The sequence below is a fragment of the Pantoea sp. C8B4 genome (assembly GCF_051336905.1).
Lineage (GTDB): Bacteria > Pseudomonadota > Gammaproteobacteria > Enterobacterales > Enterobacteriaceae > Pantoea > Pantoea rwandensis_B.
This window is the reverse complement of the sequence record NZ_JBGMNK010000027.1, coordinates 1-20339: the sequence shown is the minus strand read 5'-3', so window position 1 is coordinate 20339 and position 20339 is coordinate 1. Positions and strand designations below refer to the sequence as shown.

The 20339-nt window shown below is 51.5% G+C and carries 21 protein-coding genes and 1 other annotated feature; of the genes, 14 read left to right on the top strand and 7 right to left on the bottom strand.

The annotated features are described in order from the left end of the window. The first annotated feature begins 443 nt into the window (after nt 1–443). From yqaB to luxS, 4 genes are all read left to right on the top strand, one after another. On the top strand, nt 444–1010 hold the full coding sequence (gene yqaB, locus ACCW76_RS20570) for a fructose-1-phosphate/6-phosphogluconate phosphatase (RefSeq protein ID WP_436339962.1): 567 nt from the start codon (nt 444–446) through the stop codon (nt 1008–1010). Then, nucleotides 1007–1435: a YqaA family protein gene (locus ACCW76_RS20565; RefSeq protein WP_034822213.1), complete on the top strand. Its 429-nt coding sequence runs from the start codon at nt 1007–1009 to the stop codon at nt 1433–1435. Before yqaB ends, ACCW76_RS20565 begins: the two co-directional genes overlap by 4 nt. Before the next feature lie 31 nt (nt 1436–1466). Further along, nucleotides 1467–3071 (top strand): glutamate--cysteine ligase, encoded by a 1605-nt coding sequence (gene gshA / locus ACCW76_RS20560; RefSeq protein ID WP_034822215.1) that lies wholly within the window; start codon nt 1467–1469, stop codon nt 3069–3071. Between the two features lie 150 nt (nt 3072–3221). After that, a complete protein-coding gene (gene luxS, locus ACCW76_RS20555; RefSeq protein ID WP_034822217.1) occupies nt 3222–3737 on the top strand; it encodes an S-ribosylhomocysteine lyase in 516 nt (171 codons plus the stop codon). A gap of 55 nt (nt 3738–3792) precedes the next feature. Here the strand turns inward: luxS and ACCW76_RS20550 are convergent, their stop codons facing one another. After that, on the bottom strand, nt 3793–5079 hold the full coding sequence (locus tag ACCW76_RS20550; protein WP_045816444.1) for an HlyC/CorC family transporter: 1287 nt from the start codon (nt 5077–5079) through the stop codon (nt 3793–3795). 13 nt (nt 5080–5092) lie between these two features. Further along, nucleotides 5093–5887, bottom strand: a complete 795-nt coding sequence (locus tag ACCW76_RS20545) for a cytochrome C assembly family protein (RefSeq protein ID WP_038645240.1) — start codon at nt 5885–5887, stop codon at nt 5093–5095. A gap of 166 nt (nt 5888–6053) precedes the next feature. On the opposite strand from ACCW76_RS20545, the gene ffh reads away from it, so the two are divergent. The 5 genes from ffh to rplS all read left to right on the top strand — a co-directional run bounded on the left by ffh (nt 6054) and on the right by rplS (nt 9567). After that, nucleotides 6054–7415 carry a signal recognition particle protein gene (gene ffh, locus ACCW76_RS20540; protein ID WP_034822223.1) on the top strand — a complete coding sequence of 454 codons (1362 nt, stop codon included), beginning with the start codon at nt 6054–6056 and terminating at the stop codon, nt 7413–7415. Between the two features lie 142 nt (nt 7416–7557). After that, entirely contained in the window at nt 7558–7806 is a 249-nt protein-coding gene (gene rpsP / locus ACCW76_RS20535; protein WP_007893313.1) for a 30S ribosomal protein S16, read from the top strand. 18 nt (nt 7807–7824) lie between these two features. After that, on the top strand, nt 7825–8373 hold the full coding sequence (rimM, locus tag ACCW76_RS20530; protein WP_034822227.1) for a ribosome maturation factor RimM: 549 nt from the start codon (nt 7825–7827) through the stop codon (nt 8371–8373). A 35-nt stretch (nt 8374–8408) separates the two neighbouring features. Then, a complete protein-coding gene (gene trmD / locus ACCW76_RS20525; RefSeq protein WP_045816445.1) occupies nt 8409–9173 on the top strand; it encodes a tRNA (guanosine(37)-N1)-methyltransferase TrmD in 765 nt (254 codons plus the stop codon). Between the two features lie 43 nt (nt 9174–9216). Continuing rightward, nucleotides 9217–9567, top strand: a complete 351-nt coding sequence (rplS, locus tag ACCW76_RS20520; protein ID WP_034822234.1) for a 50S ribosomal protein L19 — start codon at nt 9217–9219, stop codon at nt 9565–9567. Between the two features lie 57 nt (nt 9568–9624). Here the strand turns inward: rplS and ACCW76_RS20515 are convergent, their stop codons facing one another. Beyond that, nucleotides 9625–10146, bottom strand: coding sequence for a GNAT family N-acetyltransferase (locus ACCW76_RS20515; RefSeq protein WP_436339960.1), 522 nt, complete (start codon nt 10144–10146; stop codon nt 9625–9627). A 298-nt stretch (nt 10147–10444) separates the two neighbouring features. On the opposite strand from ACCW76_RS20515, the gene ACCW76_RS20510 reads away from it, so the two are divergent. Together ACCW76_RS20510 and tyrA are read left to right on the top strand one after the other, a co-directional pair. Next, entirely contained in the window at nt 10445–11524 is a 1080-nt protein-coding gene (locus ACCW76_RS20510; protein WP_034822238.1) for a 3-deoxy-7-phosphoheptulonate synthase, read from the top strand. A 6-nt stretch (nt 11525–11530) separates the two neighbouring features. Continuing rightward, nucleotides 11531–12652 carry a bifunctional chorismate mutase/prephenate dehydrogenase gene (tyrA, locus tag ACCW76_RS20505; RefSeq protein WP_038645245.1) on the top strand — a complete coding sequence of 374 codons (1122 nt, stop codon included), beginning with the start codon at nt 11531–11533 and terminating at the stop codon, nt 12650–12652. A gap of 33 nt (nt 12653–12685) precedes the next feature. On the opposite strand, the gene pheA is transcribed toward tyrA, so the two are convergent. The 4 genes from pheA to bamD all read right to left on the bottom strand — a co-directional run bounded on the left by pheA (nt 12686) and on the right by bamD (nt 15428). Next, complete coding sequence (gene pheA, locus ACCW76_RS20500; RefSeq protein WP_038645247.1) at nt 12686–13849, bottom strand: bifunctional chorismate mutase/prephenate dehydratase; 1164 nt, start codon at nt 13847–13849, stop codon at nt 12686–12688. Nucleotides 13850–13871: 22 nt separating this feature from the next. After that, nucleotides 13872–13996, bottom strand: a sequence feature (Phe leader region). Continuing rightward, entirely contained in the window at nt 13948–13995 is a 48-nt protein-coding gene (gene pheL / locus ACCW76_RS20495; RefSeq protein WP_100703679.1) for a pheA operon leader peptide PheL, read from the bottom strand. It overlaps the preceding feature by 48 nt. A gap of 97 nt (nt 13997–14093) precedes the next feature. Beyond that, nucleotides 14094–14420 carry a ribosome-associated translation inhibitor RaiA gene (gene raiA, locus ACCW76_RS20490; protein WP_034822244.1) on the bottom strand — a complete coding sequence of 109 codons (327 nt, stop codon included), beginning with the start codon at nt 14418–14420 and terminating at the stop codon, nt 14094–14096. Nucleotides 14421–14687: 267 nt separating this feature from the next. Beyond that, the gene (bamD, locus tag ACCW76_RS20485) at nt 14688–15428 is read right to left on the bottom strand and encodes an outer membrane protein assembly factor BamD (RefSeq protein WP_034822246.1); all 741 of its coding nucleotides are present in this window, start codon (nt 15426–15428) and stop codon (nt 14688–14690) included. Nucleotides 15429–15558: 130 nt separating this feature from the next. On the opposite strand from bamD, the gene rluD reads away from it, so the two are divergent. The 3 genes from rluD (at nt 15559) to clpB (ending at nt 19959) form a co-directional block, all read left to right on the top strand. Then, nucleotides 15559–16539 (top strand): 23S rRNA pseudouridine(1911/1915/1917) synthase RluD, encoded by a 981-nt coding sequence (gene rluD / locus ACCW76_RS20480; RefSeq protein ID WP_034822248.1) that lies wholly within the window; start codon nt 15559–15561, stop codon nt 16537–16539. After that, nucleotides 16536–17261: a purine nucleoside phosphorylase YfiH gene (yfiH, locus tag ACCW76_RS20475; RefSeq protein ID WP_436339958.1), complete on the top strand. Its 726-nt coding sequence runs from the start codon at nt 16536–16538 to the stop codon at nt 17259–17261. Before rluD ends, yfiH begins: the two co-directional genes overlap by 4 nt. Nucleotides 17262–17385: 124 nt before the next feature. After that, entirely contained in the window at nt 17386–19959 is a 2574-nt protein-coding gene (gene clpB, locus ACCW76_RS20470; RefSeq protein WP_045833747.1) for an ATP-dependent chaperone ClpB, read from the top strand. The last annotated feature ends 380 nt before the right edge of the window (nt 19960–20339 follow it).

Here is a 20339-nt window from a genome sequence, read left to right as displayed (position 1 = left end):
CATCCATAGCTCAGCTGGATAGAGTACTCGGCTACGAACCGAGCGGTCGGAGGTTCGAATCCTCCTGGATGCACCATATTTTCGAATATGGAAAGTGCCTCAGTGTGTCATGACGTGGTAAACGTTCAGGCCGCACTAAAGAGAATAACGTTGCTTCAGCAACGGCCCAAAGGGCGAGGCGAAAGCCGAGTAATCCTCCTGGATGCACCATCTCCTGTTAGAAACAATCAACACCCGCTTTCTGAATTTACTTCCCATTTTTCTTCATCACACAAAAACCACTTATATAACCGCCATTTATCCCCGGTATGGCTACCTGACCTTTTTCCGAAAACAAAAATAGCTAATGCTTTCAAAGCATTTGCTGTTAAGCACACCTGGCGACAACCTAAGCGCATTACGCTAAAGTAATGGCTCATTTTGTGGTGCTCGATGGAGTGACAATGTACGACCAATATGATGCCCTGATTTTCGATATGGACGGCACAATCCTGGATACTGAGCCGACACATCGAAAAGCCTGGCAGCAGGTGCTGAGCCGTTACGGTTTCACCATGGATGAGAAAAAAATGGTGAGTTTTAATGGCGCACCCACCTGGCAGCTGGCGCAGTACATTCTTGAGCAGAACAATGCTAAGCATGATCCTCATTTGCTGGCCGCAGAGAAAACCGAAGCGCTCAAGGCGATGTTGCTGGATGATGTACGCCCTTTACCGTTGATGGACGTGGTGAAAGCGTATCACGGTCGTCGTCCCATGGCAGTGGGTACCGGCAGTGAACATAGCCTGGCAAAGGCTCTGCTTGAAGCCTTGGGTGTCTATCATCTGTTTGATGCCGTTGTCGGCGCGGATGATGTGCAGCGCCATAAACCCCAACCTGATACTTTTTTACGCTGCGCCGAGTTAATAGGCGTGGCACCTGAACGCTGTGTGGTATTTGAAGATGCTGACTTTGGTGTTCAGGCGGCGCGAGCCGCGGGCATGGATGTGGTTGATGTCCGTTTACTGTGAATGAAATTCTGACCTATGGATCGTTATTCGGCAGTAGCTTTCTGAGTGCCACTCTCCTTCCAGGAAGTTCAGAGGCTGTGCTGATTGCTTTGCTGATCGCCCAAAAGGGTTCGATCTATGGATTGTTATTGGCCGCATCAGTGGGAAACACGCTGGGTGGCCTGACCAACATTATTCTTGGTCGCCTCATGCCGCCAAAAGGGCAGGGGCGATGGCATGACACAGCAATGACGTGGTTACATCGATTGGGTCCTGCAGCGCTGCTTTTAAGCTGGCTGCCGGTAGTGGGCGACCTGCTTTGCGTGCTTGCAGGCTGGTTGCGCTTTGCCTGGCTGCCCTCGGTGCTGTTCCTCGCCATCGGTAAAACGCTGCGTTATATCGTTATCGCGACCGCCACATTACAAACAATGCAATGGTGGCATTGATTCGCACAGATTCGAGGCTACGGTTAACATTATGCTGAACAAAAATAAATTATTCGCACAGCGGGAGGTTAATGTGATCCCGGACGTATCAAAAGCGCTTTCCTGGTTGGAAGCGCATCCCGACGCGTTGAAGGGTATCGGCCGTGGCATTGAACGCGAGACTTTGCGCGTTAATCCAAATGGTCACCTGGCAACCACCGGACATCCTGAATCCCTGGGTTCAGCGCTGAAGCACAGTTGGATTACCACTGATTTTGCCGAAACGCTGCTGGAGTTCATTACGCCTGTCGATCAAAGCATTGATCGGTCACTGGCTTTCCTGCGTGATATTCACCGCCACACTGCGCGAGAGTTAGGTCAGGAACGCATGTGGCCGTTCAGTATGCCGGGTTATGTTGAAGATGTTGATAGCATTGAGCTGGCGCAATATGGCAGCTCTAACATCGGCAAGATGAAAACCCTCTATCGGCAGGGACTGAAAAATCGCTACAGCGCACTGATGCAGATTATCTCAGGTGTGCATTATAACTTCTCGCTGCCACTGTCGTTCTGGCAGGAGTGGGCGGATGTAAAAGATGCGGAAAGCGGCAAAGAGACCATTTCTGCCGGATATCTGCGTTTGATCCGCAACTATTATCGTTTTGGTTGGGTGATCCCTTATCTGTTCGGTGCATCCCCAGCGATCTGTTCATCGTTCCTGCAGGGACGTGAAAGCAAATTACCCTTTGAAACGGACGGCAAAGGCACCTTGTGGCTGCCGTATGCCACTTCGCTGCGCCTCAGTGATTTAGGCTACACCAACAAGTCGCAAAGCGGTTTGGGCATCACTTTTAACTCGCTCGACGGTTACGTTGCTGCGCTGAAAGCGGCGATCAAGACGCCGTCAGAAGAGTATGCGGCCATGGGCACCAAAGATGCAGACGGCAACTGGCTGCAGCTGAACACCAACGTGTTGCAGATTGAAAACGAACTGTATGCACCTATTCGTCCAAAACGTGTGACGCGTTCGGGCGAAGCGCCTTCTGATGCATTGTTACGCGGTGGTATCGAGTACATCGAAGTGCGTTCTCTGGATATCAACCCGTTCTCTGCCATTGGCGTGGACGCTAATCAGGCGCGTTTCCTCGACCTGTTCCTGATTTGGTGTACCCTGGCGGATGCTCCTGAGATGAGTTCTGACGAGCTGTTATGCAGCCGCAAAAACTGGAACCGCGTGGTTATGGAAGGACGTAAGCCGGGCCAGGTGATTGGTGTAGGTTGTAGCGATACAGAACATCCGCTGGTTGATGTAGGTAAAGCCCTGTTTGCCGATCTTCGTCGTGTTGCCGAGGTGCTCGACAGCAATTATGGCAGCACGCAATATCAACAGGTTTGCGATCAACTGGTGGCATCGTTTGATGATCCTGAGCTAACCTATTCAGCGCGTATTCTGCATGCCATCAAAGAAAATGGCTTAACCGGCGCAGGTGTGGCACTGGCTGAACAGTATCGCCATCTGCTGTGTGAAGAGCCGTTAGAGATTTTGACCGAAGATGACTTTAGTCGTCAGGCGTTGGAATCGGTACAGGCGCAGGAAAAGCTGGAACAGAGTGATACGCTGGATTTCGAAAGTTATCTGGCAGGTCGCGAAGGCTAAAAAAGAAAATGGCCACATCATTGTGGCCAAAATTAACATCTCTGTTGTCAGGGATGATGATAACAAATGCGCGTCTTTCATATATTCAGACGTTGGGCGAACGGAAAAGTTTCATCGTTTTAAAAAAAATCTCAAAACAGGAGGTGACGTATGCCACTACTGGATAGTTTTACTGTTGATCACACCATCATGGGCGCACCCGCTGTGCGCGTTGCAAAAACCATGAACACTCCGCATGGCGATACCATCACCGTTTTTGACCTGCGTTTCTGCCGTCCGAATATCGATATTCTGACTGAGCGCGGCATCCATACGCTGGAGCACCTGTTCGCTGGCTTTATGCGTAATCACCTCAATGGTGATGGCGTGGAAATCGTTGATATCTCGCCAATGGGCTGCCGCACCGGCTTCTACATGAGCCTGATTGGTGAACCAGACGAGCAGCGCGTAGCGAAAGCGTGGAAAGGGGCGATGGAAGATGTTCTGAAAGTGAAAGAACAGAGCCAAATCCCGGAACTGAATGAATACCAGTGTGGTAGCTACAAGCTACACTCACTCGACGAAGCGCAGCAGATTGCGCGTAACGTGTTGGCGCATGAGATTGGCGTGAACCGTAATGAAGATCTGAAACTGCCGGCTGAGAAGCTGAAAGAGCTGCACATCTAGTGCCTGTCTGAGCAGAAATGAAAACGCCGCGATGTTCGCGGCGTTTTTTTTGGCTTCAGGAACCGATGGAGGATTTCAGCGGATGATGCGGGGTAATGCGCACCTGCTTCACCATGTTGTCTTGCACGTCGAGGATATCCACATCGTACTTACCGATTTTCACGCGTGTATCGACCAACGGAATCTCTTCCAGCGCTTCCAGCAGCATGCCATTGATGGTGCGTGCTTCGTCTTCAGGTAACGTCCAGTTGAAGGCTTTATTGATTTCACGCACGTTGGCGCTGCCTTCAATCAGCACTGAGCCATCATTCTGCGGCATCACTTCTTCCGCCAGCGAGGGAGACATGGACGTCGTAAAGTCGCCAACAATCTCTTCCAGAATGTCTTCAATGGTCACCAGTCCTTTGATGTCACCATATTCATCGACCACTAAGCCGACTTTCTTCTTATTACGCTGGAATTTCACCAGCTGAACATTCAGCGGTGTACCTTCCGGCACATAGTAAATTTCATCAGCGGCGCGCAGCAGGCGATCTTTGTTGAACTCTTTTTTCTCGGTCATCATGCGCCAGGCTTCACGCACGCGCAGCATGCCAACCGAATCATCCAGCGAATCGCGGAACAGCACGATCCGGCCATGCGGCGAGTTACTCAGTTGGCGAACAATCGATTTCCAGTCGTCGTTGACGTTAATGCCGACAATTTCATTGCGTGGCACCATGATGTCATCAACGCTGACCTTTTCCAGATCCAGCACCGACAGCAGCATGTCCTGATTACGACGTGACATCAGCGAGCGTGACTCATAGACAATGGTACGCAGTTCTTCCTTACTCAGGGCTGAACTAATGGAGCCTTCCGTTTTGATACCAACCATGCGCATCAGAATGCGGGTAATGGTGTTGAGCAGCCAGACCAAAGGCAGCATCACATACTGCAGCGGCGCCAGCAGCACACTGCTGGGATAGGCAACTTTTTCGGGGTAAAGCGCCGCAATGGTTTTCGGCAGCACTTCAGCAAACACCAGCACCACAAAAGTCAGGATCCCGGTGGCAATTGCCACACCTGCATCGCCGTAAAGACGCATACCGACAATGGTACCCAATGCGGAAGCCAGGATATTCACGAGGTTGTTGCCTATCAGCACCAGGCTGATTAAGCGATCAGGACGGCGTAAAAGTTTTTCGACACGACGAGCCGCGCGATTACCGCTTTTGGCTTTGTGGCGCAATTTATAACGATTGAGCGTCATCATGCCGGTCTCTGAACCGGAGAAGTACGCAGAGACCAGCACCATGATGACCAGCGTAACGATCAGCGTGGTGGTTGAAACATGTTCCAACGCAAAAATTCCTTTAGTGAGAAGTGAGCAGGTGCTGAAGCACGCGACTGCCGAAGTAGGCCATGGTCAGCAGCAGTGCACCGCCGCAGTTAAACCAGACGACGCGACGTCCGCGCCAGCCCTCGTGATAGTGTCCCCAGAGCAGAACGATATAAACAAACCAGGCAAGAATGGACAGTACCGCTTTATCGACATTCTCCGCGCTAAACAGGTTATGCATGAAGAACAGCCCGGTGCACAGCACCAGCGTCAACAGCACGACACCAATTTGCGTGATATGAAACATCTTACGCTCAATACTCAGCAGCGGCGGCATATCCTGGGTGAAAGCCAGTTTCTTATTTTTTAACTGGTAATCAATCCATGCCAGCTGCAGCGCATACAGTGCTGCGATAATCAGCGTGGCGTAGGCAAACAGCGACAGGCCAATATGGATCATCATGCCCGGCGTGGTTTCGAGATGGGTAATAAAGGCATTCGGCACAAAGGTGGCGAAGGCGAGGTTAATCAAGGCAAAGCCGTAGACAATCGGCAGCAGTAACCAACCGCGATTGCGCGATGCGACGATGGTCATGATCGCGCAGATCAGCAGACTCACCAGCGAACCGATGTTTAGCAGACTGAGGTTTTGTCCGTTATCGACGGCAAAAATGCGTTGTTGCAGTGCAACCGCATGGGCAATCAACGCGACGCAAGCTGAAAGCACGGCAAAACGACGCCAGCCACCGTTGCGTTTCAGAAGGCTGGGGATAATCAATGCAAGACTGAGGGAGTAGGCGAACAGCGCCACGATCGCGAAAACGAACATAGATCCTTTCAGGTGTCGGTCAGATAAGGAAAAAACCAGTATAGCGCCAGCTGCATCAGGCTCCAAACGATCTGAAGGTCAATTGCAGAGATCGCTGTGGCTTCGTGCTATAATCCGCCGCATTGTGCCGCCCAGGCGGCCTCGCTACGGTCCTAAGTGAGAGAGCATGTTTGATAATTTAACCGATCGTTTGTCGCAATCCCTGCGCAACATCAGCGGCCGCGGAAGGCTGACCGAAGACAACATTAAAGACACCTTGCGTGAAGTGCGCATGGCATTGCTGGAAGCGGACGTTGCGCTGCCGGTCGTGCGTGAGTTCATCAACCGCGTGAAAGAAGCGGCGGTAGGGCAGGATGTAAACAAAAGCCTGACGCCTGGCCAGGAATTTATCAAAATTGTTCGCAACGAGCTGGTTGCGGCAATGGGTGCAGAAAATAATGCGCTCAATCTGAACGCACAGCCGCCGGCTGTGGTGTTGATGGCGGGCCTGCAGGGGGCGGGTAAAACCACGAGCGTGGCGAAGCTGGGTAAGTTCCTGCGCGAGAAACATAAGAAGAAAGTGCTGGTGGTTTCTGCCGACGTTTATCGCCCGGCGGCGATTAAACAGCTGGAAACACTGGCGCAGCAGGTTGGCGTGGACTTCTGTCCTTCCGATCTGAGCCAAAAGCCTGTCGACATCGTTAAGAACGCCCTGAAAGAAGCGAAGCTGCAATTCTACGACGTGCTGCTGGTGGATACCGCCGGTCGTCTGCACGTTGATGAAGCGATGATGGACGAGATCAAACAGGTGCACGCCGCGATCAATCCGGTGGAAACCTTGTTTGTGGTCGATGCCATGACCGGTCAGGATGCGGCAAACACGGCAAAAGCCTTCAATGAAGCGCTGCCTCTGACCGGTGTGATTCTGACGAAAGTGGATGGTGATGCGCGCGGTGGTGCAGCGCTTTCAATTCGTCATATCACCGGCAAGCCGATTAAATTCATGGGTATGGGTGAGAAGACGGAAGCACTGGAAGCGTTTTATCCAGACCGTATCGCCTCACGCATCCTCGGCATGGGCGACGTACTGTCGCTGATCGAAGATATCGAGAGCAAAGTTGACCGCGAACAGGCGGAGAAGCTGGCGAAGAAACTCAAAACCGGTGATGGCTTTGATCTCAACGACTTCCTCGACCAGCTGAAGCAAATGCGCAACATGGGCGGCATGGCCAGCCTGATGGGTAAGCTGCCGGGCATGGGTCAGTTGCCAGACAACGTGAAGTCGCAGATGGATGACAAAGTGCTGGTGCGTATGGAGGCGATCATCAATTCGATGACCACCAAAGAGCGTCAGAAACCGGAAATCATCAAGGGCTCACGCAAGCGCCGTATTGCCACCGGTTCAGGTATGCAGGTGCAGGACGTTAACCGTTTATTGAAACAGTTCGACGACATGCAGCGCATGATGAAGAAAATGAAGAAGGGTGGCATGGCCAAAATGATGCGTGGCATGAAAGGTATGATGCCGCCCGGATTCCCCGGTCGCTAAGGCGAGCGGCACACAGCCAGAAAATTAACACGCTCAGGTTGCTTTTTTCGCCAAAATGAGTAAAATTTTCGGGCTTTTTATATTGCGCTCGGGTTCCATCCCTCGATGGAACCCGAGCGCTTTATTAACTAATGAGGATGTTATGGTTACAATTCGTTTGGCACGTCACGGCGCGAAAAAGCGTCCGTTCTATCAGGTCGTCGTTACTGACAGCCGCAATGCGCGTAATGGTCGTTTCATCGAGCGCGTAGGTTTCTTCAACCCGATCGCTTCTGGTCAGGCTGAAGGTCTGCGTCTGGATCTGGACCGTATTGAGCACTGGGTTGGCCAGGGCGCAACGCTTTCTGATCGCGTTAACGCGCTGATCAAAGAAGCAAAAAAAGCAGCTTAATCTGTCACGGTGGTTAGCATGAGCATTAAACCTGCCGCACAGCCTCTCGTTAACCCAATTGTATTGGGCAAAATGGGGGCCGCTTACGGCATTCGAGGTTGGCTCAAAGTGTTTTCCTCCACTGAAGACGCTGAAAGCATCTTCGACTACCAACCTTGGTTCATCCAGCGCGCCGGTAAATGGCAGCAGGTCGAACTGGAAGGTTGGAAGCACCACAATCAGGACCTGATCATCAAAGTCAAAGGCATTGACGATCGGGACGCTGCGGCACAGTTAACCAATTGCGAAATTACGGTTGATTCTGCTCAGCTGCCAGCGCTGGAAGAGGGTGATTACTACTGGAAAGACCTTATGGGTTGCAAAGTGGTAAACCTCGACGGTTACGAAATGGGCAAAGTCATTGATTTGATGGAAACCGGTTCGAACGACGTTCTCGTCGTTAAGGCAAACCTGAAAGATGCATTCGGTGCTCAAGAGCGGTTAATCCCGTTTCTTGATGAACAGGTTATCAAGAAAGTCGATCTCTCTACTGGCACGATTGAAGTAGATTGGGATCCTGGTTTTTGATCTCCGGACAATCCGGTAACGTAACGGCGAACGCGATGTGGATTGGTGTTATTAGCCTGTTTCCAGAGATGTTTCGCGCTATTACCGAGTACGGGGTAACTGGCCGGGCAGTAAAAAATGGCCTGCTCAACATTCAAAGCTGGAGTCCTCGTGACTTCGCGCACGACCGGCACCGTACCGTGGATGAACGTCCTTACGGCGGCGGACCGGGAATGTTGATGATGGTGCAACCCTTACGGGATGCTATCCACGCAGCGAAAGCGGCGGCGGGAGAAGGTGCCAGGGTGATTTATCTTTCACCTCAGGGTCGCAAACTGGACCAACAGGGCGTTTGCGAACTGGCGACCAACCAGAAGTTGATTCTGGTGTGTGGTCGTTATGAAGGGATTGATGAGCGCGTGATTCACACTGAGATTGATGAAGAATGGTCAATCGGTGATTACGTACTCAGTGGTGGTGAGCTACCAGCCATGACGTTGATTGATTCAGTCGCCCGGTTTATCCCCGGCGTATTGGGCAAGCAGGCGTCAGCCGATGAGGATTCGTTCTCGGATGGTTTACTGGATTGCCCGCACTACACCCGACCTGAAGTGTTAGAAGGGATGGAGGTTCCGCCAGTCTTACTGTCGGGCAACCATGCCGATATTCGCCGCTGGCGCCTGAAACAGTCGCTAGGCCGTACCTGGCTAAGAAGACCTGAACTTCTGGAAAACCTGGCTCTGACTGAAGAGCAAGCACGGTTGCTAAATGAGTTCCAAAGGGAACATCAGCAGCAACAAAACCATCAGGTGGAAGAGTAATCTTCCCTGACTATCAGTTTACCCAGGATATAGAGATTTAATTATGAGCAACATTATCAAGCAACTTGAACAAGAGCAGATGAAGCAGGACGTACCTTCATTCCGTCCGGGTGATTCCGTGGAAGTGAAAGTATGGGTCGTTGAAGGTTCTAAGAAACGTCTGCAGGCATTCGAGGGCGTGGTTATCGCTATTCGTAACCGCGGTCTGCACTCTGCATTCACTGTTCGTAAGATTTCAAACGGCGAAGGCGTTGAGCGTGTCTTCCAGACTCACTCTCCAGTAATTGACAGCATTTCTGTCAAACGTCGTGGTGCTGTACGTAAAGCCAAACTGTACTACCTGCGTGAGCGTACCGGTAAGTCAGCTCGTATCAAAGAGCGTCTGGGCGCGTAAGCGACATCCCAAAGTTAATAGCAAACAAGGGGTTGGCCTAAGGGCCAGCCCCTTTTTTTATGGCCGCTTAAGATGGTAAATCGCGCTATTCACTGGACCGCTATCAAGAATGATTAAACCATAGCGGTAATCGATAAACTCAAACCCACTGCGCAATGCCACGGCACGGCTGGCATGATTCTCCTCAGCAGCGATAATCTCCAGTAAGGGGATATGCGCGTGCTTGAAGCCAAAGTCCACCAATTGAGCCACTGCATGTGTTGCGACACCTTGCCTTTGTGCATTGCTGCGAACCCAATAGCCTAATGCACTAAATTCCCCAGGCCGCTGTGCGAATCTGATGCCTGCGCCGCCGAGTAACCGATCATTGCTATCGACAATGGCGAACTCTTCCGCTTCACCGTTTCTGCGCTGCAGATAGGTGAAATTAATCCAGCTAGCAGCTTCCTCTTCCCGATAATCGTGATGCGCCCAAACCATCCATGGCAGCAGGCTGTTGAGAGACTGATTAACCGCCGCAGTAAAGGCGCCAGCATCCTGTAGAACGAAAGGACGTAGGGTGATATTGGAGGTTGGCATCCTAAGATCCTGGAAAACGATGAATAACAAAATGTTAATGGAAAAAGAGGGTGTTGGCATTTGTTCAATAAAAGCATAGTGTAAAATTTAGTTTACATAAACTGCTTTGCATTATATGGGTGTTATTTAATTAACTTCATGTATTTAATGTGTTTATTGTTTTGTTTTCATGGTCCTTATCAATGGTGGTAATAAAAGTGTACATTCATGGATTGCAAGATGTACATGTTGTGGTACAGTAAGCGCCATCCTCAGTGAGGATCCCAAACCGCATAAACGAGTAAAAAGGATCGCCATCATGCAGAAAGACGCGCTGAACAATGTCCATATCGCCGACGAACAGATTTTAATTACCCCGCAAGAGCTGAAAGCGAAGTTCCCGCTCACTGCGGCGCAAGAAGCGCAGATTGCCGCTTCTCGCCAGACTATTGCCGATATTATTGCTGGCCGCGATCCGCGCCTGCTGGTGGTCTGTGGTCCTTGTTCAATCCACGATACCGAAGCGGCACTTGAATACGCTCGTCAGCTGCAAACTCTCTCTGCACAGTTGAAGGATCAGCTGTACATCGTTATGCGCGTTTATTTTGAAAAACCCCGTACCACCGTTGGCTGGAAGGGGCTGATCAACGATCCTTACATGAACAACTCATTTGATATGGAAGCCGGGCTGCACATTGCGCGTCAGCTTCTGGTGAACCTGGTGGAAATGGGTCTGCCGCTGGCAACTGAAGCGCTGGATCCTAACAGCCCACAATACCTCGGCGATCTGTTTAGCTGGTCTGCGATCGGTGCCCGTACTACTGAGTCGCAAACACACCGCGAGATGGCTTCTGGTTTATCAATGCCTGTCGGCTTCAAAAACGGCACTGATGGCAGCCTGGGCACGGCGATCAACGCCATGCGCGCCGCCGCGATGCCGCACCGTTTTGTCGGCATCAATCAGGCGGGACAGGTTTGCCTGTTACAGACTCAAGGCAACCCGGATGGCCACGTGATCCTGCGTGGTGGGAAAGCGCCTAACTACGGCCCTGAAGATGTTGCGCAGTGTGAAAAAGAGATGCTGAAAGCGGGACTGCGCCCAGCCTTAATGATAGATTGCAGCCATGGTAATTCTAATAAAGACTACCGCCGTCAGCCTGGTGTAGCCGAATCGGCTATTGCGCAGATTAAAGATGGAAATCGTTCCATTATTGGCCTGATGCTGGAAAGCAATATTCACGAAGGCAATCAGTCTTCTGAGCAGCCACGTAGCGAAATGAAATACGGTGTTTCCGTCACGGATGCCTGCATCAACTGGGAAACCACGGAAACCTTGCTGCGTGAAATCCATCAGGATCTGCAGGGAGTGCTGTCGGCACGTCTGTCACACGAGGAATAAAGAGTCATGGTGGCTGAACTGACCGCGCTACGCGATCAAATTGATGAAGTCGATAAAGCCCTGCTTGGGCTATTAGCCAAACGCCTTGAGCTGGTAGCTGAAGTAGGCGAGGTCAAAAGCCGTTATGGTTTGCCGATTTATGTGCCAGAACGTGAAGCCAGCATGTTGGCTTCACGTCGTCAGGAAGCTGAAGTGCTCGGCGTTTCGCCGGATCTGATTGAGGATGTCTTACGTCGCCTGATGCGTGAGTCTTATGCGCATGAAAACGACAAAGGCTTCAAAACGCTCTGTCCGACGCTGCGCCCGGTGGTGATTGTTGGTGGGCGTGGCCAGATGGGGCGCTTGTTTGAAAAGATGCTCAATCTGTCAGGTTACCAGGTCCGCATTCTGGACAAGGGTGATTGGGATCGTTCTGAAGAGCTACTCAAAGATGCGGGCATGGTCATCATCAGTGTGCCAATTCATCTGACCGAGCAGATCATCGCCGAATTACCAACACTGCCGGAAGACTGCATTCTGGTTGATCTTGCATCGGTGAAGAATCGCCCATTGCAGGCGATGCTGGCGGCGCATACCGGCCCTGTTCTCGGTTTGCATCCCATGTTTGGCCCGGATAGCGGTAGCCTGGCGAAGCAGGTGGTGGTGTGGTGTGATGGCCGTCAGCCGGAGGCCTACCAGTGGTTCCTTGAGCAGATTCAGGTTTGGGGCGCGCGCTTACATCGCATCAGCGCGGTCGAGCATGACCAGAACATGGCCTTTATCCAGGCGCTGCGTCACTTTGCCACTTTTGCCTATGGTTTGCATTTAGCGGAAGAGAACGTCAACCTTGATCAACTGTTGGCGCTGTCCTCACCGATTTATCGCCTGGAACTGGCGATGGTTGGTCGACTGTTTGCTCAGGATCCACAGCTTTACGCAGACATCATCATGTCTTCGGAGAGTAATCTGGCGCTGATTAAGCGTTATTACCAGCGCTTTGGTGATGCAATCAAATTGCTGGAGCAAGGTGATAAACAGGCGTTCATCAAGAGTTTTGAAGGTGTCGCGCATTGGTTTGGCGATTACGCTCAACGCTTCCTGGTAGAGAGCCGAAGCATGTTGCGTTCGGCTAACGATAGCCGGCAATAAAAGAGAAGGCATCCGCAAGGATGCCTTTTTCATTTACAGTCGCGGTTCCACCGGAACAACATTTTCACCCGGATAGCAGCCGAGTACTTTCAGAGAGCGCGTCAAATCACGCAGCTCTTTCAACGCCAGCTGCATGTTCTCCGATTGCAGATTGCCCTGCACATCAATGTAAAACATCTCTTCCCACGGGTTGCCGTTAATTGGGCGGTTTTCTAGTTTGCTCATGATCAGATTATGATTACGCAGCACCAGCAGAGCCTCAACCAGTGCACCAGCTTGCTGACCGGTTGCCATAATCAATGTGGTTTTGGCTGGTACCTGTCCAGAAACTTCAATCGGCTTACGTGCCAGCACAATGAAGCGGGTATGGTTTTGTTGCTGGTTAGCTAAATTCCGTTCTAACACCTGCAGACCATAAAGCTCACCACCCGCTTCACTGCCCAGAGCCGCCACTTTTGGTGAATTCATCGCCGCGACCTTTTCCATTGCCGCTGCGGTGCTTTCGGTATATTCGATTTTCCATTGTGGGAAACGATTGATGAACTGGCTGCACTGCTGGAATGGCTGAGGATGGCTATAAACCGTTTCTATTTGCTGTAAGTCGGTATTGCCGTTGACCAGCACACAGTGTTCGATAGGGATGGTCAGCTCACCAACGATGGAGAGCGTCGTCTGCTGCAGCAGGTCATAGACATCGTTAATCGAGCCTGAGCTGGTATTTTCGATCGGCATCACGGCGTAATCTGCCTGACCACTCTCCACCTGATGGATGATGTCGTGGAATTTCAGACAGCCCATCTCAACCATTGAATCAAAATGACGTGTGGCGTATTTACGTGCTGCGAGGTGAGAGTACGAACCTTTAGGACCCAGAAATGCAATGCGTGGTGCGTGCGCGTGCGGATGGTTTAAGTTTTTCTGCAGCAGCGCTTGCTGAGTCAGCACCGAATCTTCAATCACCAGTTGGAACAGGCGGGTAATGTAGTGCGCATCAAGCTGATGCTTTTTACCGAGTGAGATCAGATTTTCCAGCAGAGCGCGTTCACGCTCAACATCGCGAATAGGGCGATGGGTCGCGAGCTTTGCTTGCGCCACTTCAACCGCCAGCGAACGACGTTCAGATAACAGCGTTAAAAGTTTTTCATCAACGGCGCTGATCTTATCGCGTAATGCCAGCAGTGGATTTTCGGGATTCATAGGGCTCACCTGTAAAATGTCCAATAAAAAAGCCTCCCGTTTGGGAGGCTTTGTTGTTCGTCTTCGCATTCATTTTCACATGACGAATCGCCTCCCAATCAGGGGAAGGTAAAAAAGAATGCGAAGAAGAACGGTAGATGTTTCATGTGTGATTCCAGCAATAAAGTGGATTGAGAGTAACCGCAGTGATTTAAAGCTGTCAATAAAAAACGCGCCCGCAGGCGCGTTACTGGAAAAGGTCTATTTATCCCGCAGGGGTGAAATCTTTCATACTGCTGGTTGCGCGGCGCGCTTCAGGTTTGTGCTGCGCCTTATTAAGTTGTCGCTCCAGCTTGGCAATCAGATCGTTGATAGCCGTGTACATATCTTCGTGTTTCGCGCTGGCAACCAGCGTGCCGTTAGGTGTGTTAATGGTGGCATCAGCCACGAATTCTTTCGGCTCTTTCGATAACACGATGTGCGGATTTATCAGGTGAGTTTGCCACTTTTCCAGCTTGGCGAGACGGTCTTCGACATGGTTGCGGATAGCCGCAGTGATTTCCATTTGTTTGCTGGTAATGTTCAGAATCATAGTTAAACCTCTCTGTCATTTCCGTCTGGGTAGGACCAGCATACCGCGTAAATCAGGAAAAAGTGTGATCTGGATCACATTGAAATGTCACTTTTTGTCAATGCCAATGAATTGTGAGAAAGGCTCATAAAATCGCCGAAAATGCTTGAAGGGCAGGGATGAAAAGAGCAAGATTGATGAGTTAACCGCAGCGTAGAATCAGCAATATGGCTGAATTTTCGGCAAAAAAAAGCAGCCATTAAGGCTGCTTTTTTATTGGTAGCAAAATCAGGACTGATTATTGGTCGCGATGATCTTCGCCACTTTGTCCGCTTCTGCCGTCAGCTGCAGCTGGCGGTAGGCATTTTCCATCAGCGGCAGCGCTTTGTGCGTCGCTTCAGTATCAGGGAAATCTTTCATCATCCCTTCAACACGGTTAACAACGGCGACATAGGCCCCGCGCTTGGTATAGAATTGCGCCACCGAGAGTTCATACTTCGCCAGACGCTCTTTCAGGTAGGCTAAACGTTTCTGCGCATCCTCAGCATACTGGCTGTTCGGATAGCTGCGCAGTAACTGGGAGAAGTCACGGAAAGCATCACGAGCGTGCGTCGGATCACGATCTGAACGATCGATACCGAAGAAGCCCTGCAGTGCAGAGTCATCCAACGCCATATCCGTCAGGCCTTTCATATAGATGACGTAATCGATGTTTGGATGAGTCGGATTCAGGCGCATAAAGCGAGCGATAGCGGCTTGCGCCAGTGGCAGATCGGCATTTTTGTAATACGCGTAGATTAAATCCAGCTGTACTTGCTGCGAATAAGGGCCAAACGGGTAGCGGTTATCCAGTGCTTCCAGTTGCTTAATCGCCGCTTTAAAGTTACCGTCCTGCAGCTTTTGCTGGGCTGTAGCGTAAATTTCAGATGGCGGGCTGTCCGGAACGGGATCCGATGAGCCGGAACAACCCACCAGAGCCAGGCTCAGGCTCAATGTGGCAGCAGCCACCAGATGTTTCATACGCGTCATGACGAAATGATTATCCTCAAAGTGTTGTAGCGGAAGCTGTCCGTATAGCTCCCGGTTATGACCTGGTACGATAGCACATTATATTAAACGGCATCGCCGTGAAAACCCAACGTTAACGAAGAAGCTGTATATGGCACAACAAGTTCAACTCACCGCAACGGTGTCCGAAGCACAGCTTGGACAACGCTTAGATCAGACTTTGGCGGAATTGTTCCCTGATTATTCACGTTCCCGCATAAAAGAATGGATCCTTGAGCGTCGCGTCAGCGTCAACGGCACCATCATCGATAAACCGAAAGAGAAAGTTTTCGGCGGTGAGCAGGTGTCTATCGATGCTGAAATCGAAGAAGCGCAGCGCTGGGAAGCGCAAAACATTCCCCTGAACATCGTTTATGAAGACGATGATATTCTGGTCATCAACAAACCGCGTGGCCTGGTGGTGCATCCTGGGGCAGGTAATCCGGATGGTACGGTCCTGAATGCGCTGCTTTATCATTACCCACCGATTGCCGACGTCCCGCGTGCCGGGATCGTCCATCGTCTTGATAAAGACACAACCGGTTTGATGGTGGTGGCGAAGACCGTTCCCGCTCAGACGCACCTGGTGGAAACGCTACAGCTGCGCGAGATTACCCGTGAATATGAAGCGGTTGCGATTGGCACCATGACGGCAGGCGGCACGGTTAATGAGCCGATGGCGCGCCACTCCACCAAACGCACGCACATGGCGGTACACCCTATGGGTAAACCCGCAACCACGCATTATCGCATCATGGAGCATTTCCGTGCTCACACGCGTCTGCGTCTGCGTCTGGAAACGGGTCGTACTCACCAGATTCGTGTGCACATGGCGCATATCAACCATCCATTAGTGGGTGATCCGCTGTACGGCGGCCGTCCGCGTCCGCCTAAAGGTGCATCCGATGCGTTCATTGCTGCGCTGCGCGGTTTTGACCGTCAGGCTCTGCACGCCACCATGCTGCGTCTTTACCATCCCATCACCGGCATTGAGATGGAATGGCATGCGCCGTTGCCGCAAGACATGGTCGATCTGATTGACGCGTTGAAAGCCGATACTCATGAGTTCCGCGATCAAATGGATTGGCTATGAGTGAGTGGATCATTCCTGACTGGCCTGCACCGCAGCGCGTTCAGGCATGTTCCACCTTGCGACATGGCGGTGTTAGCGCTGCGCCCTGGAATTCGCTGAATCTTGGGGCGCACGTTGGCGATGCTGAAACGCATGTCTTGCAAAATCGTCAGCATTTGAAAGATAAGCTGCTGCCCGCCATGCCGCAGTGGCTTAATCAGGTGCATGGCCAGGACGTTGTACGTTTGCCTGCGGACGAATTACTCCCCAATGCAGATGCGGCCATCACCCGCGAATCCGGCGTCGTTTGCGCCATCATGACGGCAGATTGCTTGCCGGTGTTGTTTTGCAGTGATGATGGCAGTGAAGTGGCCGCTGCTCACGCTGGCTGGCGTGGTCTGTGTAACGGCGTGCTGGAACAGACGCTGCAGCAGTTTCGCTCACCAGCCCGTGAGATCCACGTCTGGCTTGGACCCGCCATCGGCCCTCAGGCATTTGAAGTTGGTGCAGAGGTGCGAGAAGCCTTTTTGGCGCACGATGTACAAGCCGATGCGGCTTTTCGCCAGGTTGGTGACAAATATTTTGCGAATATCTGGCAGTTAGCGCGTCAGCGGCTTCAGGCCGCTGGAGTGCATTCTATCAGTGGTTCACAGCGTTGCACTTTCACCGAAGCCAATGATTTTTTCTCCTACCGACGAGATGGAATCACCGGGCGTATGGCAACTTTGATTTGGCTGAGATAATCTTACGCCGCAAGACGATCCAGTAGCGTATTTTTTGTTCGCAATACAGGTCATTAACCTTGAAATATTTGAGGGATGACCTCATTTAATCTCCAGTAGCATTTTGACCTGTATTGGAGGAATCATGCGTCTGGATCGTCTTACTAATAAATTCCAGTTGGCCCTTGCCGATGCTCAGTCCCTTGCTCTGGGACACGACAATCAATTCATTGAACCCCTTCACTTGATGAGCGCATTGCTGAATCAGGAAGGCGGATCGGTGCGTCCGTTGCTTAGCGCAGCAGGTGCCGATGTGGCTGGTCTGCGTACCAGCATCGAACAAGCTATCAACCGACTGCCGCAGGTAGAAGGTACGGATGGCGACGTACAGCCTTCAGCCGATCTCATTCGGGCTCTGAATCTGTGCGACAAACTCGCGCAAAAGCGCGGCGACAACTTTATATCATCTGAATTATTTGTTCTGGCGGCCCTCGACTCTCGTGGTTCGCTGGCGGACCTATTGAAGTCTGCTGGTGCAACCACCGAAAAACTCACCAAGGCCATCGAGCAATTGCGGGGAGGAGAGAACGTGAACGATCAAGGGGCTGAAGATCAGCGCCAGGCTTTAAAAAAATACACCATCGATCTGACTGAGCGCGCCGAACTGGGCAAGTTAGATCCGGTAATTGGTCGTGATGAAGAGATTCGTCGCACCATTCAGGTTTTGCAGCGCCGTACTAAAAACAACCCGGTATTAATTGGGGAGCCCGGCGTGGGTAAAACCGCGATTGCCGAAGGGTTAGCGCAGCGCATTATCAATGGTGAAGTGCCCGAAGGCCTGAAAGGCCGTCGCGTGTTAGCACTGGACATGGGGGCGCTGGTGGCGGGCGCTAAATATCGCGGCGAATTCGAAGAGCGCCTGAAAGGTGTGCTGAGCGATCTGGCAAAACAGGAAGGCAACGTTATTCTGTTTATCGACGAACTGCACACCATGGTCGGTGCGGGTAAAGCTGATGGTGCGATGGATGCCGGTAACATGCTGAAGCCCGCATTAGCGCGCGGTGAGTTGCACTGCGTTGGTGCCACCACGCTGAATGAGTATCGTCAGTTCATCGAAAAAGATGCCGCACTGGAGCGCCGTTTCCAGAAAGTCTTTGTGGCTGAGCCGAGTGTGGAAGATACCATTGCTATTCTGCGAGGCCTGAAAGAGCGCTATGAACTGCACCACCATGTGCAGATTACGGATCCGGCGATTGTGGCTGCAGCAACGCTGTCGCACCGCTATATCTCCGATCGCCAGCTGCCAGATAAGGCCATTGACTTGATCGATGAGGCAGCATCAAGCATTCGTTTGCAGATGGATTCGAAACCGGAATCGTTGGATCGTCTGGAGCGCCGCATCATCCAGTTAAAGCTGGAACAGCAGGCGCTGAAGAAAGAGTCGGACGATGCCAGTATCAAACGTCTGGAGATGCTGGAAACGGAACTCGATCAGAAAGAGCGTGAATACGCTGAGCTGGAAGAAGAGTGGAAAGCGGAAAAAGCCTCTCTGACGGGTACGCAGAACATTAAGGCGGAACTGGAGCAGGCTCGTCTGGCGATGGAGCAGGCGCGACGTACTGGTGACCTGGGGCAAATGTCTGAACTGCAATACGGCAAAATTCCAGAGCTGGAAAAGCAGCTCGCTATTGCCACGCAGTCAGAAGGTAAAACCATGAAACTGTTACGTAACCGCGTAACAGATGTGGAAATTGCCGACGTGCTAGCACGCTGGACCGGCATTCCAGTGGCACGAATGATGGAAGGCGAGCGTGAGAAATTGCTGCGAATGGAGCAAGAGCTGCATGCGCGAGTGATTGGCCAGAACGAAGCTGTTGATGCAGTATCAAATGCAATTCGTCGTAGTCGTGCGGGTCTGTCCGATCCTAATCGCCCCATTGGCTCGTTCCTGTTCCTTGGACCAACCGGTGTTGGTAAAACCGAACTGAGTAAAGCGCTAGCTAACTTCTTGTTCGACAGCGACGATGCCATGGTGCGTATTGATATGTCCGAGTTTATGGAAAAACACTCGGTGTCACGTTTAGTGGGTGCACCTCCGGGCTATGTCGGTTATGAAGAGGGCGGTTATCTGACAGAAGCTGTTCGTCGTCGCCCTTATTCCGTGATTCTGCTGGATGAAGTCGAAAAGGCTCACCCGGATGTCTTCAACATCTTGTTGCAGGTATTGGATGATGGGCGCTTGACCGATGGCCAGGGACGTACGGTCGATTTCCGTAATACCGTGGTCATTATGACCTCTAACCTTGGGTCAGATCTGATCCAGGAACGTTTCGGTGCGTTGGACTATCCGGAAATGAAAGATATGGTGATGACGGTGGTAGGTTCGCATTTCCGCCCAGAATTCATTAACCGTATTGATGAGGTGGTGGTGTTCCATCCATTGGGAGAACAGCACATTGCCTCCATCGCGCAGATTCAGCTGCAGCGGTTGTATCAGCGCCTCGAGGAGCGTGGTTATCAATTGCATATCTCTGATGCCGCGCTCAAACTGCTTGGCGAAAATGGTTACGATCCCGTTTACGGTGCGCGCCCATTAAAACGCGCTATCCAACAGCAGATCGAAAACCCGTTGGCGCAGAAGATTCTTTCTGGTGCTTTTGTCCCGGGTAAAACCATTGAGATGGATGTAAAAGACGACATCATTGTGGCGCATCAGTAATGCGATGTGACTTTAACGGGCCTTCGGGCCCGTTTTTTTATGGTGTTTCACAAGATTTAGGTCGATTTTGCAACGTTTGGGTTAAAGAGTGAGCGGTCATGCAAAAACTTTAAATTAACGCTTGTCAGTCCATCAGAAATCCCTATACTGCGCCACCACTGAGACGGCAAAGCGGCAACGCAGACGGCTCAGCAGGGAGTGAAGTGATTCATCCCGCCAGAGAAAAATACTGAAAAAAGTGTTTGACTCTGAAGGAGGAAAGCGTAATATACGCCACCTCGCAACAGCAAGCTAACGCGCTGTTTGCACCGCTCTTTAACAATTTATCAGACAATCTGTGTGGGCACTCGCAGGATTGATATCAGCGTCTCCGGACGTAA

Excerpts from the sequence above, each read along its gene's own strand:
- yqaB (WP_436339962.1), top strand. The coding sequence starts at position 444 with ATGTACGACCAATATGATGCCCTGATTTTCGATATGGACGGCACAATC.
- gshA (WP_034822215.1), top strand. The coding sequence starts at position 1,467 with ATGCTGAACAAAAATAAATTATTCGCACAGCGGGAGGTTAATGTGATC.
- luxS (WP_034822217.1), top strand. The coding sequence starts at position 3,222 with ATGCCACTACTGGATAGTTTTACTGTTGATCACACCATCATGGGCGCA.
- ACCW76_RS20545 (WP_038645240.1), bottom strand. The coding sequence starts at position 5,887 with ATGTTCGTTTTCGCGATCGTGGCGCTGTTCGCCTACTCCCTCAGTCTT.
- ffh (WP_034822223.1), top strand. The coding sequence starts at position 6,054 with ATGTTTGATAATTTAACCGATCGTTTGTCGCAATCCCTGCGCAACATC.
- rpsP (WP_007893313.1), top strand. The coding sequence starts at position 7,558 with ATGGTTACAATTCGTTTGGCACGTCACGGCGCGAAAAAGCGTCCGTTC.
- rimM (WP_034822227.1), top strand. The coding sequence starts at position 7,825 with ATGAGCATTAAACCTGCCGCACAGCCTCTCGTTAACCCAATTGTATTG.
- trmD (WP_045816445.1), top strand. The coding sequence starts at position 8,409 with ATGTGGATTGGTGTTATTAGCCTGTTTCCAGAGATGTTTCGCGCTATT.
- rplS (WP_034822234.1), top strand. The coding sequence starts at position 9,217 with ATGAGCAACATTATCAAGCAACTTGAACAAGAGCAGATGAAGCAGGAC.
- ACCW76_RS20515 (WP_436339960.1), bottom strand. The coding sequence starts at position 10,146 with ATGCCAACCTCCAATATCACCCTACGTCCTTTCGTTCTACAGGATGCT.
- ACCW76_RS20510 (WP_034822238.1), top strand. The coding sequence starts at position 10,445 with ATGCAGAAAGACGCGCTGAACAATGTCCATATCGCCGACGAACAGATT.
- tyrA (WP_038645245.1), top strand. The coding sequence starts at position 11,531 with ATGGTGGCTGAACTGACCGCGCTACGCGATCAAATTGATGAAGTCGAT.
- pheA (WP_038645247.1), bottom strand. The coding sequence starts at position 13,849 with ATGAATCCCGAAAATCCACTGCTGGCATTACGCGATAAGATCAGCGCC.
- raiA (WP_034822244.1), bottom strand. The coding sequence starts at position 14,420 with ATGATTCTGAACATTACCAGCAAACAAATGGAAATCACTGCGGCTATC.
- bamD (WP_034822246.1), bottom strand. The coding sequence starts at position 15,428 with ATGACGCGTATGAAACATCTGGTGGCTGCTGCCACATTGAGCCTGAGC.
- rluD (WP_034822248.1), top strand. The coding sequence starts at position 15,559 with ATGGCACAACAAGTTCAACTCACCGCAACGGTGTCCGAAGCACAGCTT.
- yfiH (WP_436339958.1), top strand. The coding sequence starts at position 16,536 with ATGAGTGAGTGGATCATTCCTGACTGGCCTGCACCGCAGCGCGTTCAG.
- clpB (WP_045833747.1), top strand. The coding sequence starts at position 17,386 with ATGCGTCTGGATCGTCTTACTAATAAATTCCAGTTGGCCCTTGCCGAT.